General features: G+C 71.3%; 4 protein-coding genes. All 4 read left to right on the top strand.

Going from position 1 to position 16307, the window contains the following annotated elements; all coding sequences use genetic code 11:
- Nucleotides 1–227: 227 nt before the first annotated feature.
- The 4 genes from BLU79_RS15715 (at nt 228) to BLU79_RS15700 (ending at nt 16307) form a co-directional block, all read left to right on the top strand.
- On the top strand, nt 228–10175 hold the full coding sequence (locus BLU79_RS15715) for a scabin-related ADP-ribosyltransferase (RefSeq protein ID WP_143052500.1): 9948 nt from the start codon (nt 228–230) through the stop codon (nt 10173–10175).
- Entirely contained in the window at nt 10172–12856 is a 2685-nt protein-coding gene (locus BLU79_RS15710; protein ID WP_093906361.1) for a right-handed parallel beta-helix repeat-containing protein, read from the top strand. The genes BLU79_RS15715 and BLU79_RS15710 overlap by 4 nt, the downstream gene beginning before the upstream one ends.
- A 69-nt stretch (nt 12857–12925) precedes the next feature.
- Nucleotides 12926–13804 (top strand): hypothetical protein, encoded by an 879-nt coding sequence (locus BLU79_RS15705; protein WP_093906360.1) that lies wholly within the window; start codon nt 12926–12928, stop codon nt 13802–13804.
- A gap of 160 nt (nt 13805–13964) precedes the next feature.
- On the top strand, nt 13965–16307 hold the full coding sequence (locus BLU79_RS15700; protein WP_093906359.1) for a molybdopterin cofactor-binding domain-containing protein: 2343 nt from the start codon (nt 13965–13967) through the stop codon (nt 16305–16307).

The following is a 16307-nucleotide window of genomic DNA, read 5'->3' as shown; positions in this document are numbered from 1 at the left end:
GCGGCAAGCGGTTCGCGATACCGAACAAGGGGCGGTATCGAGTCCGCCCTGTAGACGCAGACATGGCGTCGAAAGGTTCAAAGAATTTTTCCCCGGCACCCTACTGACCAGCAGGTATGTGGCTTCCGTCACTTCGTTGAACTGTTGATCCCGCTGAATACGTCACCACGACGTCATCCGCGTACAGAGCGGCCGACCCTCGCGTCCTGGACACCTTGGAGGACCCCGTGGCCAGCCCCGGCGACTGGAATCAAGTGGGGTACGACGGAAATCCGGTTGTCGGAAACCCTGATGTCATCGACGGCGTCACCCGGGAGTTCCGTCAGCTCCGGGATCTGGCCGGTGATGTCGGTGTGGGCCTCGACAACATGCTCGGCACCGCGTCGGGCGGTGGCTTCGAGGGGCAGACCGCGGACGCCCTGCGCACCTATGTGAAGCAGGAACTCAAGACGTTCATGGCCAACGTCAACCGCTCCTTCGACCGCGCGGCCTCGGCCACCGCGCGCTACGCGGGCGCCCTGCGGGAGGCGCAGGGCCGGGCCGAGAGCGCCGCGGAACGCGGTGGCGCGGTGGCGATCCCCCCGGCCGGCCTGGTGGGCAAGGACGCGCCGCCCCCGGCGGAACTCACCGCCGCGAAGAACGACGTCGAGGCCGAGGTCGACTTCATCACCGGCGAGGCCAAGCTTCTGGAGGACGCCCTCAGGGAGGCGGCCTCGATGGTGTCCCGGCCCATCAAGCCGCCGAAGAAGAAGAGCTTCTGGCAGAAGTTCGTCGACGGGTTCTGGAAGGCGCTGGAGATCCTTTCGATCGTGCTCACGGTCGCGGCGATCATCGTGGGCGGCCCACTGGGCCTGCTGGCGTTCGGCGTCGGCGCGATCCTCTTCGTCAAAGCCGTCGTGGACTACGCCCAGGGCAAGACGAACGCCCTCGGGCTGGGCCTGGCCCTCCTGGGCATCCTCTTCCCGTCGACCAAGGGCCTCACCACGGTCGGCGGACTGATGCGCCTGATGAAGGCCGGTTTCACGCTGGGAATGAAGGGCGGCAGCCGGGCCCTCGGAGCGGGCGGCCGGATGCTGCTCCAGGGCGGCCGGCTGCTGATGGCGCCACGGACCCTCGCCACGTTGACCGGCCAGGGGCTGATGAAGCTGTCTCAGTCGGGCAGCCGCATGTTCTTCAGCGGGATGTCCCGGCTGCCCGGCTTCCTCGCAGGCGCCCCCAGGGCGTTCGCGAACGCCATGCGCTTCGCGAGCGGCTTCTCCAGGGGCGCGGTGCGGTGGGGGCGGTTCGCGGTGCGCCGGGACTTCTTCATGACGACCGGGTTCGTCGGGGGCGGCATGGGCCGGCGGCTGGGCGTCTACGCGCTCACCAACGTCGGCCGGGCCTTCGACTTCATGCTGTCCGCGTTCCTGCCGCTGCGCTACTCCGAGCTCGCCAGGTTCGGCTTCCGGGGCGCCTGGCGCACGGGCATCATGCAACGCGGCCTGGGCGGCAAGCCCCCGATCGGCGCCATCCTCGGCAGGGGCGCGGCCTCCGTCGCAGGCGACCTGTCCGGGAGGACCGCCCGAGGACTGTTCACCCCCGAAGCGACGAGGCCGCTCGGGGAGCCCGGCAAGCTGGTCGTGCCCGGCACCCGGGCCTGGGACGACGCGGTCGAGGAACTGACCGAGTTCACGCCCCCGCCGGCCATGCTGCCGCGCTCCACGAGCTCCAGTTCCCTGCCCCGCGTGCCGGGGACATCGCCGAACCGGTTCTCCGGCACCTTCGACGACCTGGTGGAGCCGGTCGCCATGAGCGACCTGGACGCCCTCGGCTCCCGCCTCGGGCCCCTGCTCCGCAACGGGATCGTCGAGGTGAGGGACCTGGGGGCCGACGGACTGCTCCCGCCGCAGTTCCGCACCGCCCTCAACACCCTCGACGACCTCGACGAGTTGGGCGGCAAGACCCTCACCGGCCCCCGGTCCGTCCTGCTGGAGCAGCCGCAGAGCGCGGTCACCCGGCTGCGGGACCTGGACGCCTTCGTGGGCCTCGACCGCACCCAGGCGGGTCTGCTGAAGCCCCTGGACGAGCTGGCGGAGCTGGCGGAGCTGGCGCCCTTCAGCGTCGACGGCAAGCTCGGCGGTCTCACCACGGGCCAGCTGCGCAAGATCCTCGACGGTGAGATCGACCTCGTCGACGTCGTACCGGACGGGGTGATCCTGCGCATCGGCAAGACCGACCCGGTGAACATCCATGTCGGGCTCAAGGACGAGGTGACGATCCGCGTCCTGGACCCCGAGGAGCTGGGCACCGGTCCGCTGGTGGGGAAGTTCACCGGCCCGGACTCGCCGACGCGGCTCGGCTTCAGGCTCGACGACCTGGCGCGGCTGCTCCCGGACGCCCCCGGGGACATGGGCCGTGCACGGGAGTTGCTGGGAATGGGGCCGCTGAAGAACGACCTCGTCAGCAAGACCGTCACGGCACCGACCGGCTTCCCGCCGCTCACCCTGCGGGAGATCATCACGGGCGGCGCCGTCGGCAAGGCCGGCGCCGACCGCTTCCAGGCCTGGGTCAGGGCACAGAACGCCGCCTTCGACCTGGACACGGCCGGCCAGAGGCTCACCCAGGTCGCGGACCTGCCCGACGTACCGCCACTGCGTCGTGCCGAGACCCAACTCGACCTGAGTGCCGCCGAGTTGAAGTTCAACCAGGCGCGGATCGAGTTCGACCGGCTGGGGATGAACCTGAACTCCGTCCGCCAGAACATCACGGTGATGATGACCCGCCTGGATGGACCGGGAGCACACCTGCCCGTCGGCGAACTGAAGCTCCTGGACGACCTCGGGCAGCCCACCGGACGCTGGATCACCATGGAACCCGGGCCGACCGTCAACTGGGTCGTCAGGTCGGACACCGGGATCGTCCCCGACGTCAAGGTGCAGTTGACCGAAGGCCACTTCACGGTCACCGGCCCCGACGGCATCGTCACCCGCTTCGGCCCGGACGGCCGCCCCACCGACCTCGGCGATCTGACCCCGGTGTCCCTCCGCCAGGACCTCACCGCGCCGCCGGTGCACCTCGACGACGTCACCCTGCCCTCGCTGAACGGCCTGGACCGGCTGGCGGCCGCCGCCGACCGTTCCGTCGACATCTCGGCCATCACTCCGGCGCCGGTCTGGCGCACGACCGACGAAACGCTGTGGCGCATCGGCGGCAAGCGGAGCGTGGACCAGATCTTCAGCGACGGCCTCCGCCCGCGCGACCCCCTGGACACCAACCTCGACTCCATGGTCAGGACCGGCCAGCCGTCGGCGTTCGTGAGCACGACGACCGACCAGAACCTGATCTGGGACGGGACCTTCAAGTACGAGATCGAGGCACCCGGCGGTATCGACGTCGGCAGGACCTTCCAACGCGCCGAGGGCACCGAGGCGTGGAAGGCGTCGGGCTGGGAGGCGGAGCGCGAGATCGCCTTCCCCGGCGGCATCGCCCCGGAGTTCATCCGCGGCGCGTACCAGCTCGACGCACAGCACAACATCGTCGAGTGGATCCCGAACCCCAACTTCGCGGGCCGCAACCCCATGCCCGACCTCGCGGGTGACCTGCGCCTGCACGCGGAGGGCCCGTCGGGCATCGGCGCCGACGACTTCCGCGGACTGTCCCTCGACGACCAGCTGCGGCTGCTGGACCAGCTGGACCTGGGCGGGACCTCCGCACTCGACGACCTGGGCGGCATCGGAGCGCACAGCCCCGGCCGGCTGAGCGACCTGGGCGACGAACTGGATCTCGGCTATCTGTCGGAGTCGTCCCAGCTGAGCCGCTTCGACGCGCCGCCGCCCCTGAGCGAACTGCGGCTGACGGACCCGGGGCAGACCGGCATACGCGTGGAGTGGCACAGCACGCCACGCGCCGGAGACGGTGTCACACTCACCGACGCGCTGGGGGACGTACGTCTGCACTACACCGCCGACCGTGCCCTGGAACTCGTCGACTTGCGCATCCCGGGCCGGGACGCCTTCCTGCGGTTCGACGCGACACCCGAGATGGGCGCGCTGCCCCGGGTGGTCGGCCCGGACGGCGTGCCGATGGCCGGTACCGGTGTGGTGGTCGACCCGGTCAAGGGCGCGTTCGGTGTGGTCACCGGGGTGAAGGTGGGGACGCCGGACGGGGCCTGGACCGCACGGTTCGACCTGGACGGGACCCGGCTGTCCGAGGAGCTGGTGCTCTCCGGCCACGTCGGCGGTGCGCTGACCGACGCACGGCTCGTCACGACGTTCACCCGAGGGCCGGGCGGCGACATGGTTCCCGCGTTCCGGGTGGCCGCGCCGGGGCTGGGCGACGGCGCCTTCTCCGTCGTACGGCTGCCGGGTGACGCGGCCGGACGGCTGCCGTCCGGCGGCTTCGCGGTGACCGACCTGGCGGACGGCAACCGGTTCGTCTTCGACCGGGCCGGCCAGTTCGTGGACCTGCCCGCGGAGGCTCCGCCGATCCGGCTGGACACGGCCGGGACGACCGTGCCGGGCACGAACACCGTCCCGCCGACGGCTCTCGACGACTTCGGCGGCCCGCTGTCCGAGAGGTTCCCGCTCCACTCCATCCCCGAGAACACTCCCGAGATCAGCGGACTGCACATCCCCGAGAACAGCGCGCTGGACGGCGTCGCGGCCGACCTGCCGCGGATCGAGTGGACCGCCGGTGGCGACGCGCCGAGCGTGGCACGTCTGACGGACACCGCATCGCCCACCGACCTGTCGCTCACCCGGCTGACCCCGTTCCACGACGTGCGGTTGTCCGGCGTGGGCGACCTGGCGGGGCTGGAGTTCCGGATCACCGACGGCGCGCCCGATGCCATCCGGCTGGACATCACGCAGGCCACCCCGACACCCCACGGGGCCGGGTCACAGCCGCGGTTCACCGTGGAGCGCCTGGACAGCGGTGCGTTCCGTGTCACCGACCCGGCCGGGACCACCCGCTGGGAGTTCAGCAACGCGGGCGAGTTCCTGGCCCGTGAGACGGCGCTCGTCGACAACGGCCTGGGGCTGCCGTCCGGCCTGTGGTTCAGGTCCACGCCCGCGACCATGACCGACGGCATGGCCACCAGGGTCGTCGGGCTGGTCGGCCCTCGCGGCGTCACCGACTCGTTCCCGCTCACCACGATCGACCGCACGCTCCAGGACCGTCTGCCGGGCGGTTTCACCCTGACCGACAGCGTCACGGGCAGCCGCTTCCACTACGACGCCGACCTCGACCTCGCCTTCCGCGACGTACCGGCCCGGGACGGCTCGGGCATCCTCCGCTTCACCGAGGGCGCGCCCGATGTGCCGCCCGTCCGGCTCGACGACCTGGGCGGCGCGTCCGGCCTGGACGACCTCGCCCGGATCTTCGAGCGCACCCTGGATGAGGCATCGGGCGGCACGCGCCCCGTGTCCGACCTGTCCCTCGGCACGGACCTGCGCCTGCCCGGCCTCGACGAATCCACCGCCCTGCGTCTGCCCGGCCCGGACGCCTTGCCCGCCCTCGACGACCGCGCGCTCTGGCAGGCCGTGGACCAGCACTGGCAGGGAGTCCTGGAGCGGACGCCCGGGATCCGGCTGTCCGGCGCGGAGGATCTCGCGGACCTCGAGATACGGATGGTGCGCGTGCCGTCCACCGACACGGCACCGGGATCCTTCCGCCTCGGACTCCTCGACCGCGCCCCGGCGGCGGACGGGACGGTCCGCGGCGCCGACTTCACGGTCGAAGCGCTGGAGGGCGGCAGGTTCGCCGTCACCGACCCGGCCCGGAACACCACGTGGACCTTCGCCCACGACGGCTCCTTGGTGGGCCGCGAGTTCGTGCTCGCCGGGGAGGGGCTACCCCCCGGCCTGCGGATCTCGGTGCACCTCAACGCGGCCGACGGAACCATGGAGGTCATCGAGAACGGTCCGGCCGGTTCCATCAGATCCATGCAGCTCACCGCCACCGAAGGACCGCTCGCCGGGCGGCTTCCCGGCGGCTTCACCCTCACCGACACCGTCACCGGCAGCCGCTTCCACTTCGACCGGAGCGGTGCCCTCGTCTTCCGTGACCTGCCGGCCCGCGACGGCTCCGGCTTCCTGCGGTTCACCGAGGGCGCCCGCGACCTGGAGCCGACCCGCCTGGTCGACCCGCTGGCGGAGCGCTTCCCCCTCAACGCCATCCCGGAGGAGGACCTCCTGGACGACGCCCTCACCGACATCACCCAGCTCTTCGAGCGCACCCTCGACGAGGCCTCGGGCGTGCGGGGCGTACCGGACGGCGCGGCAGCGGACCTGTCGGGCATCTCCGGCGCCATGGAGTTCCTGCACCTCGCACCCGGCTCCCACGCCCTCCAGAACCTGGACGTCCTGCGCGTGCAGCAGCTCGCGGGTGACGCCACCGACTCGCTGAACCGGTTCGGCCTCGGCTCCGACCTCCTCCACGACCAGTTCCGGCAGCTGACCGCGCAGGCCCACGAGGGGATCCGGCAGGGTGCCGCCACCGCCATGCGGCAGTACCTCGACCTGCCGCTGGCGACCCGCCTGGAGGACCTGCAGAACGGCGGCAGCCGCGCCTTCGGCGACTTCACCGTCACGCCCACCCCGCACGGTACCGGCCCGGGCGGCAGCCGCTTCACCGTCACGCACACCCCGACGGACCTGAGCTCGGGCTTCGGCGCCAACCGCGAGCTGCTCTACCAGGAGGTGTTCCTCAGGGGCGGCCCCGCCGAACTCGACGGCACGAAGCTCGGGCTCACCGGCCGTGCGGCAGAAGGCGGTTGGACCCCCGACTCTGTCGAGTTCGTGGGCACCCGCGTGGCCGACGACGCCTTCACCGTCACGCCTCTCGCCCCGAACACCCCGACAGAGCTGCGCGGCGGCTTCACCCTCACCGACACCGCAGGCACGACCAAATGGCACTACGGCCCCGAGGGCACCCTCGCCCTGCGGGACGTCCAACTCTCCGGCGACCGGGGCCTGCTCCGCTTCGACGCGGGCGCCCCCGACGGTGTGCCGCGCGTGCTCGACACCTCGGGCAATCCGTCCCTCACCCTGCGCGTGGAGCGGCTCGACGACGGCCGTATCGCGCTCACCTCCACCGGCAAGGGGGTCCAGCCGCTGGAGCGGACGGTGCTCGACGCCCAGGGCGTCAAGGTGCTGGAGGAGACCGTCGCCGTACGCGTCAAGGGCGGCAAGCCGGGCGGCCAGTACTGGCAGATCGACCATGTGACCGGGAAGGCGGTTCGGGTCGACCCCACGGGCACCCCCCTCACCGGCCGCTACGCGACAGCCAAGGTGGAGAAGTCGGCCACCGGCCAGTTCAAGCTGACCGGGGACGGCAATGTGACGCTTTTCGAGCGCGAGGTCCTGCGCAACGGGAACGTCCTCCAAGTCGACGTGGACCGGGTCGGCCGCGCCAGGTGGACCGAGTTCGACGAGGCCGGGACCAAGGTGCGCTCCGGGGAGCGGATCTGGGACAACGACCGCCGGACCATCCACGACACACTCTCGAACCGCTGGGCCCCCGTGGACGTCCTCGACGTCCGGACGTACACCAAGGCCCTCGACGGCGGCCTGATCCGGGCGGAGAAGAACGCGTCGGGCGACTGGAGCTGGACACGGTTCAACACCGACGGCACCGAGGTGCTGTCCGGAACCCGCGACTGGTCCTGGAACCGCATCGGCTTCAAGGACAGCTTCCTCGACCCCGCCACCGGGCAGCGGACCCTCGCCCAGCAGCGCGGCAACATCTGGCCGCTGGACGGCTACCACGGCTCCCGCCTGTACACGGAACATCCCGTGGTGCCCGGACACGCGCCCGCGGGCACGCGCGTGGACCCCGCACTGCACACGGCCATCGGACCGAACAACAAACCGATCGACATCATCGAGGAGCTCTCCGAGCAACTCGCGGACGGCGGCACCATCCACGTCGTCCGGATCTCCGACCAGCGCCTCCCGGCGGCCTTCTGGTACTCGGGGGCGGGCCAGAACCGGTTCCAGGACTTCTTCCGGAACTTCGCCACCGGCGACTCGCAGTTCCAGGTGTCCAAGTGGACCGAGATCGCGCCGGACGGCAGCAGCCTGCGCGGTGTCAGGCTCGTCTCGCACGGCGGTCACAGCTGGCAGGACATCGACCAGTTCGGCCGGCTCGTCCGCGAGACCCGCAAGCTGGAGAACGGCAACGTCATCGAGGTGGGCCGCAGCCTCACCGATCCCAAGCAGTGGGCCCCGGCCCCGAAGCGGAACGGGAACCCGGCCTCGTACGAACTGCCCTGGCGGGACACGACGAGCGGGGTCTTTGGCACCCGCCACATCGCCGTCGACGGCCACTTCGAGGACGTGTTCCGCAACGCCGCCGGCGACGAGGTGCTGTCGATGCGTTCGCAGGGCACGGGCGTACGCGAATACCTCGCCGACAACCCCGCGCGCGGCATCGGCACCGACGACGTCTCCGGCGTATGGGTGGACAAGAACACCCAGATGCAGATCACGGGCCGCCGCGACCACTGGGGCGATCTTCACGTCGAGGCGCACGGCAACCCCCGCCACCGCACCTGGACCTGGAAGGCCACCGACGCCGAAGGAAACGTCACCGAGGGCGTACGCAGGCAGAGTCGCGGCTCGCTGTACTCCCCGGTCTGGGACGACTCGTTCACCGACTTCAAGCGGCTGGACAACGGCAAGCTCGAAGCGCTCCGGGAGCGCACCGCCACCGACAACGGCACCGTCTGGATCGACGCCACCCGGCGGGACGACGACACCTGGATCTGGCGGAAGACCGACGCCGACGGCACCGTCCACTCGCAGGGCATCCGCGACCACCAGGACCTCGCCAAGGGCCGCTGGACCGACCGCATCGGCGACGAGGTCGTACGGCGGCGGAACGGCGGCCGGGTCCGCGAGTTCGCGTACACGGTGGAGATTCCCCCGACGCCCGTCACACCCACATTGAGCACCGGCGGGTCCACTCTGTCCGAGCTGCTCTCCGCATCCAGGCGGCACTTCGAGCCGCCCGTGTCCGTGACCGTCGACGGTGAGGTCTGGCGGGAGTGGGACATGGGCACGGTGCGCCACCGCCGCGACCCCGTCGAAGGCGTGCCGGGCCGGTACCGCGAGTCGGAGTCGCTGTGGGGCCAGTGGCGGGAATACCAGGACGGCCGGCTGGTGGCCCAGCGCACCATCGCCGGGCGGGTCTGGGCCACCGACGCCTTCGGCCGCTGGTCGACCTTCGACGTCGCCAAGCTGCCGGAAATCAGCAGCCTGCCCAGCGTCGGTGGACAGGTGGGCCTGGACGGGCACCGCAGCTGGCGGCTGATCGGCCGGGAGGTCGACTTCCGCGGCTACACCACCGAACTGCGCGGTGTGAACCGGGAGTTCCGCGATGTGTTCCACGAGATCTGGACCGGCGTCGAGGACGGCTCCTCGCGCGCCATGCCGATGTGGCGCCACCAGGTGCGCAAGGTGCTCACCGACTTCACCATGGGCTATCTGATCGAGTTCGGCACGAGTTTCGCCGTGTCCGCGATCGTCGCCGACATCAACAACACCCGGTTCGACCCGACGCAGGCTTTCGAACGGGCGCTGCTCAACGCTGCCATCGGCGGCGCCATCCGCACCGGCGTCAACGTCCTCTACGACACGACACGGCTCGGCTATCTCAAGAACGGCCTGACCAACCTCGACCAGGGCATGGACTTCAACCGCCACCCGCAGGCGTCCAAGGACGACTGGCCCGGCGAGTGGTCGGCCTATGAGAACCCCACCCGCTGGCGCTCCGGCAGCTACGACTTCTTCAACAACCTGGGCGTCGGCGTGCTCACGGGCTTCGTCAACGGCACCGTCAACGCGGCGGTGTTCGGCGTCAACGGCGAGAAGCGCACCGGCCTCGACGCCCTCGAAGCAGGCGCCTGGAACGCGGCGGCCTCGGCGCTCACCGGCGTCACCAGCGGACTCACCCGCTACGCCTGGCACGCCACCGCAGGCTCGCGCGTCTTCCACCGGCTCGGCCCCGGCGACTACCTCTGGCAGACCACGGAAGCCCTCACCGCGGGCATCATCAACTCCTTCCTCACCGGCCAGAACGGCGCGAACGTCCAACCGAGCCGCGCGTTCCCGTCCACGTCCACCACACCGGCGCCTGCCCCGCAGCCCCCGGCCGATCAACCCGCCGCACTCACCGAGGGAATGGAGCTCCCGTGACCGCCCCCGCCATCCCCGCCGTGCACCGGGTCGCCCCCAAGGGCCGCGGCGCCCACCGCAGCATCACCTCCGCCGTACGCGCCGCGGCCGACGGCGACGAGATCCGCATCGCCCCCGGCGACTATGTCGAGGTGCTGGTCCTGGACCGCGCGGTCAGCCTGCTGCCCGAGGAAGGGCCGGACCATGCCGTACGACTGTTGGCGGCGGACCCCGGCCGCCCGGTCCTGGACATCACCGCCCCCGGCGTCCGCGTCGACGGCCTCGCGCTGATCGGCCAGGACCCGGCGCTGCCCGCCGTGCTCGTCGCCGCGGGCGGCCTGGAACTGGACGGGTGCGAGATCTCCGGCGGCCGTGTCGAGGCGGGCGGCGCCGCGTCGCTGACCCTGCGCGGCTGCCGGGTCTCCGGTGCCGCCCTGGCCGGGGTGCACGCCAACACGACCGGCGCGACCGAGGTGACCGACACGGCGGTCGAGGACGTCGACGGCACCGGAGTCGTCCTGGGCTCCGCCACCACTGCGGAGGTCCTCGGGCTCACCGTCCGTGGCGTCACCGGATCCGGGGTCCGGGTGCGGGGCCGGGCCACCGCGGTGCTGCGCGACTGCCGGATCAACGGGCCCGGCCGCAGCGGACTGCTGGTCGAGGACGAGGCGTCGGTGGCCGCGCTGGACTGCCGGCTGGAGGAGACGGGCGCGGAAGGCGTACGGGTGCTGGGGAGCTCCCGCCGACCCGAGGGAAACCCGGGGCGTCCCGAGGTCGCGGAGGGCGGTGTGGTGCTCGCCGACTGCCAGGTGCTGGGCACCGGGGCGGACGGGGTCGCCGTCTCCGGGGCCGGTGACGTGCTGCTGTTCACCACCCGGGTACGGGGCGGCTCCGGACCCGGCGTCAGCGCCGACGACGACAGCACGGTCGTACTCGTCGACTGCCAGGTGGACCGACCGTACGGTTCGTGTCTGGTGGCCCGGGGCGCCGCGCGGCTGTCCGCGGAAGGCACCTCGGTGCACGGCAGCCGGGCCAACGGGCTGCTGGCCGGCGACCGTTCGCAGGTGAGCCTTGCGTCGACCGATGTGCGGGACTGCGGCTTCAGCGCCGTGCACGCCTGCGACGACTCCCGGCTGTCGCTCACCGACTGCCGGATCGGCTCCACCCCCGAACACGGCGTCCGGGCCACCGACCGGGCCGAGCTCACCGTCGAGGGCGTCCGCATCAGCGACTGCGGACTGTCGGGCCTGCAGATCGACGCCGCCGCCGGGGCCCGGGTGCGCGGGCTGTCCGTGCTGCGCGGACGCACCGGCATCAGCGCCGAGTCCACCGGCACGGTCGTTCTGGAGGAGTGCGACGTCACCGAGGCCGAGCGCGCCGGCATCACCTGCGGTACCGGCACGTCGGCCGTGCTGCGGGACTGCCGGATCAGCGGCACCGGCACCGCGGGCCTGGTCGTCGGCGAGCGCGCGACCCCCAGGATCGAGGACTGCACGGTGCGCGACGCGACCGGCTCCGGACTGGTCCTGGGCCCTGCGGCCGAACCGCGCGTCAAGGCCGTCACCGTGGCCCGCACCGGCAAGAACAGCCTGTTCGTCGGCGAGAAGGCGCGCGGCACCTTCGAGGAGTGCGTCTTCACCGGCGCCGGCCACGACGGTGAGGCGTTCCCGGCCGTCCACATGGCGGCCGGCAGCGCGCCCGTGCTGCGCGGCTGTGTGGTGCGGGACGCCGAGGAGGACGTGGCCGCCGAGAAGGGAGCCCGACCGGTGTTCGACGACTGCGTGTCGCGCAACGTGACCCACCCCGCCCTGCCCACCGGCCGAGTCGAGGCCCTCCCGGCCACCGCGGGCGGGGACACGGCCGCGGCGACCGGAGCGCGGGAGACCGACGCCCCCGCCGAGGACACCCTGGAGGACCTGCTCGCCGAACTCGACGGACTGGCAGGCCTGGACCGCGTCAAGAACGACGTGTCGTCCCTGGTGAAACTGATGCAGACGGTGCGCCGCCGCGAGGAGATGGGCCTCGCCGCGCCCCCGCTCAGCCGCCACCTCGTCTTCACCGGCAACCCCGGCACCGGCAAGACCACCGTGGCCCGCCTCTACGGCCGGATCCTCGCCGCCGTCGGCCTCCTCGACCGCGGCCATCTGGTCGAGGCCGACCGCTCGGCGCTCGTCGGCGAGTACGTCGGCCACACCGGCCCCAAGACCACCCGCGTCTTCGAACAGGCCCGGGGCGGTGTCCTCTTCATCGACGAGGCCTACACCCTCGCCCAGTACGCCGGCACCAACGACTTCGGCCAGGAGGCCATCGCCACCCTGCTGAAGCTGATGGAGGACCACCGGGACGACGTGGTGGTGATCGTGGCCGGATACCCCCGGGAGATGGAGACCTTCGTGCGCTCCAACCCCGGTCTGGCCTCTCGCTTCAACCGCACCCTGCTCTTCGAGGACTACGGCTCCGCCGAACTGGTCAGCATCGTGGAGCACCAGGCGGCCCAGCACCAGTACGAGCTCACACCGGGCGCCCGTGAGGCCCTGACCGCCCACTTCGACGGGTTGCCACGGGAACGCGGCTTCGGCAACGGACGCGCGGCCCGCCAGCTGTTCCAGGCGATGACGGAGCGTCAGGCCTACCGCGTCGCCGAGTTGTCCGACATCTCCGAGTCGGACCTGATGACCCTCATGCCGGACGACCTCCCGTAGTCCGACCGGCTCCCTCTCCGTCACCTCCTCCGTTTCCTCCACAAGTCCCTCTGCCTAAGGATCCCTCTCATGCCGCAGCCCCCCGTTCGACCCGATCGATCCGTTCGATCCGACCGCTCGGACGGCGAGTTCGCCGAACTGTTCGCCCGCAAGGCACGCACGCCCCTGCGCGGCTTCCTGCCCGGGCGCCGGGTCTGGAACGCCGTGGGAGGTTCGGCGGCCGTGGTCCTGGTGATCGCCGGGTCCGCCTCGGTGGTCTCCGCCATCGACTGGAGTTCCGGCGACTCCGACAAGGTGACGACGGCGGCCGACAAGAAGGTCCCCGAGGCGAGCGCCTCCGGCGAGGACGTCGAGAAGCCGACGGTCGTCCCGTCCCCGAAGGAGGAGGACAGCGGCAAGAAGAACCCCGAGGTCGTCTACGTGCCGGTGCAGGGCGGCACCGGTGGGGGCGGGGCCGCGGCGGCGCCGGAGTCCACTGCGACGTCCGGCTCGGCGGGCACCTCGGGCGGAGGCAGTCAGGAGGACCAGGACTCCTCCTCGACGGACCGCAGTGCCCAGTCGGCCACGACGACCGGCTACCTGTGGTCGGACGGCAGCGTGGGCTCCGACACCAACGACTACTGGGACCAGAGCACCGTCACCGTCAAGTCCACCAAGCCCCTCACCTCGCTCAAGGTGGTCGTCAAGATCATCCAGACCGGCGGGGTCACCAACACCGGGACCTGGAGCTCCGTCGGGGACAAGGTGTCGGTCTCCGCGGCGGCGAGCAGCGGCGAACTGGACTACGTGGTGACGCTGAAGTCGGGAAACACCCTGGACCCCGGAACCTACGTCTTCAAGTTCCAGTACAACCACAACCAGGGCGGGCGGGACGCGGGCGGCGACCGCTACAACGTCACCACCACATCGGCCGATTCGGCCACGGAGTTCCGCAAGGGCGCGTTCTGAGGGCGTAGCACCCGGTAGGCGCGGCTGGTGCGGCACAGGTGGGGTGCGTTGTGGGTGTTGTGTGTCGAAGGCCGCAAGGATCTTCCCGAACGGGTGCGTGCCGTGCAGAGTCAGGAGCCGCCGGGCACGGCCGCACGCCACGTCGCCGGGAGGTCAGTCGATGGGAGCACACCACGGTTCGGAGCGGCCGGACACCGTGCCCGCCGCCGACCCCGACGGCATCGGCCGGCGCAGATTTCTGGGCTACGTGGTGGCAGCCTCGACGCTGACCGTCGCCGCCCCGCTCGGTGAGACGGTCCTCGCGCCCACCGAGGCGGCAGCGGCGGTCCCCTCGGTGCCGGGCCCGGCCGAGATCTACGACCTCAATGACATGCTCACCCACGCAACGCTGCCCACGGCGAACCTGATCACCATCCGGATCGACACCGACGGCACGGCCTCCTTCGCCCTGCCGCGGGCCGAGGTCGGTCAGGGCATCACCACCTCCAGCGCCATGCTGATCGCCGAGGAACTGGACCTGCCGCTGGAGAAGATCCACGTCAGCCTCGCCGATGCCCGGCCCGAGCTGCTGTTCAACCAGGTCACCGGCGGTTCGAACACCACCATCTCCACCTACACCCCGATTCGCGTCGCCGCCGCCGTGGCCCGTGGCCGCCTGCTGTGGGCCGCCGCGCTCGAACTGAGGGAGGCCGCCGACACCCTGACCACGAAGGCGGGGGTCATCCTCTCGACCGTGACCGGGAAGAGCCTCGGCTACGGCGAACTCGCCGAGAAGGCCGCCTCGGTGGCCACCGGCCAGGTCTCCGTGACCCTGAAGGAACGCGGCGAGTTCAAGGTCATCGGCACCGGGCGGCGGCGCGTCGACGCGCTGGAGGCGGTCACCGGCCGCAAGGAGTTCGCCATGGACGTGCGGGTGCCGGGCGCGCTGCCGACGATGGTGTGCCGGCCGCCGACGATCAACGGCACCGTCCGCTCCGTGGAGAACCTGGCCGAGGTACGGGCCATGCCCGGCATCACCGACGTCGTCCGCATCTCGACCGGGGTCGCCGTGCGCGGCCGTACCTTCGGGCAGTGCATCGACGCGGTACGCGCCCTGAAGGTCACCTGGGGGCCGGGCACCGCGCAGGACGCCTCCGACGACGACATCCGCGCCGAACTCCGCAAGGCCGAACTCCCGCTGCCCGGCCTCGACCTGCTGACCAAGTCGGTCGACGCCCGCTTCACCTTCCACTTCGCCAGCAACAGCGCCCTGGAGACCAACTGCGCCGTCGCCGACGTACGCGAGGACTCGGCCGAGATCTGGGCCAGCCTGAAGACACCGATCGTCGCCCAGCAGGACATCGCCCTCAGGCTCGGCCTCCCGGTGAGCGCGGTCAAGGTCCATGTGACGGAGGGCGGCGGCTCGTTCGGCCGCAAGCTCTTCTACGACGCCGCCGCCGAGGCCGCCGAGATCTCGCGGGCGGTGGGCAAACCGGTCAAGCTGATGTGGCACCGCACCGACGACTTCCGCCAGGGCCGTACGCACCCCATGTCCACCTCACGGGTGCGCGCCACCTACGCGCTCGGCCAGGTGCTCACCTACGACCAGCGCCACACCTCCGTGGCCACCGACTTCGGCCACGGTGTCGGCGAGATCATCACCGCCGAGGCCGCCCGACTGCCCGTCGGCGACCTCACCTTCTCCGAGACGATCTTCACGCTCACCCAGCAGACCCCCTACCACTTCGGCGTCGTCACCCAACTCCTCAGCGAGACCGACAAGAGGTTCAACACCGGCTCCATGCGCAACATCTACTCGCCCAATGTGCGATGCGCGCAGGAGCTGGTGGTGGACGAGCTGGCCAGGCGCATGGGCAAGGACCCCTACCGGTTCCGCCGCGCCTTCCTGAAGGACGAGCGGGCGCGGGCCGTCCTCGACAAGGTCGCCGAGGTGGGGGAGTGGGGCCGCGCGATGCCGGCGGGGACGGCGCAGGGCATCGCGCTGCACCCCGAGTACCACGCGTATGTCGCGATCCTCGCCGAGATCGACTGCCGTCCGGAGACCACCGGGCGCGAGATCCCCGACGCGTACACGGGCCCGCGCGTGACCAAGATCGTCTGCGCGGTGGACGTGGGCCTGGCGGTGAACCCCCGTGGCCTTCAGGCCCAGATGATGGGCGGCATCATGGACGGCATCGCGATCACCCTGAGTTCCGGGCTGCACCTCGCGGACGGGCGTTTCCTGGAAGGCAGTTGGGACAACTACTTCTACACCCGCCAGTGGAACACCCCACCGGAGCTGGAGATCGTCGTCATGCCGCCGACCGCCGAAACTCCGGGCGGCGCGGGCGAGTTGGCCGTCGCGGGCGCGATGGCGGCCGTTGCGTGCGCCTACGGACGCGCGACCGGCACGATGCCGACGACGTTCCCCCTCAACCACGGCGAACCGCTCGGCTTCGAGCCGCTGCCCACCACACCGCCGATCCCCGCGTCCCCGACCGACGGCCTGAGCCGCGCCTTCTAG

Origin of the sequence: Streptomyces sp. cf386 (genome assembly GCF_900103585.1) — a bacterium.
GTDB lineage: Bacteria > Actinomycetota > Actinomycetes > Streptomycetales > Streptomycetaceae > Streptomyces.
The sequence above is the reverse complement of the archived record's forward strand: the minus strand, read 5'-3'. Positions and strand labels throughout refer to the sequence as shown.

Coding starts and splice junctions, on each gene's coding strand:
- BLU79_RS15705 (WP_093906360.1), top strand. CDS start 12,926: ATGCCGCAGCCCCCCGTTCGACCCGATCGATCCGTTCGATCCGACCGC.
- BLU79_RS15700 (WP_093906359.1), top strand. CDS start 13,965: ATGGGAGCACACCACGGTTCGGAGCGGCCGGACACCGTGCCCGCCGCC.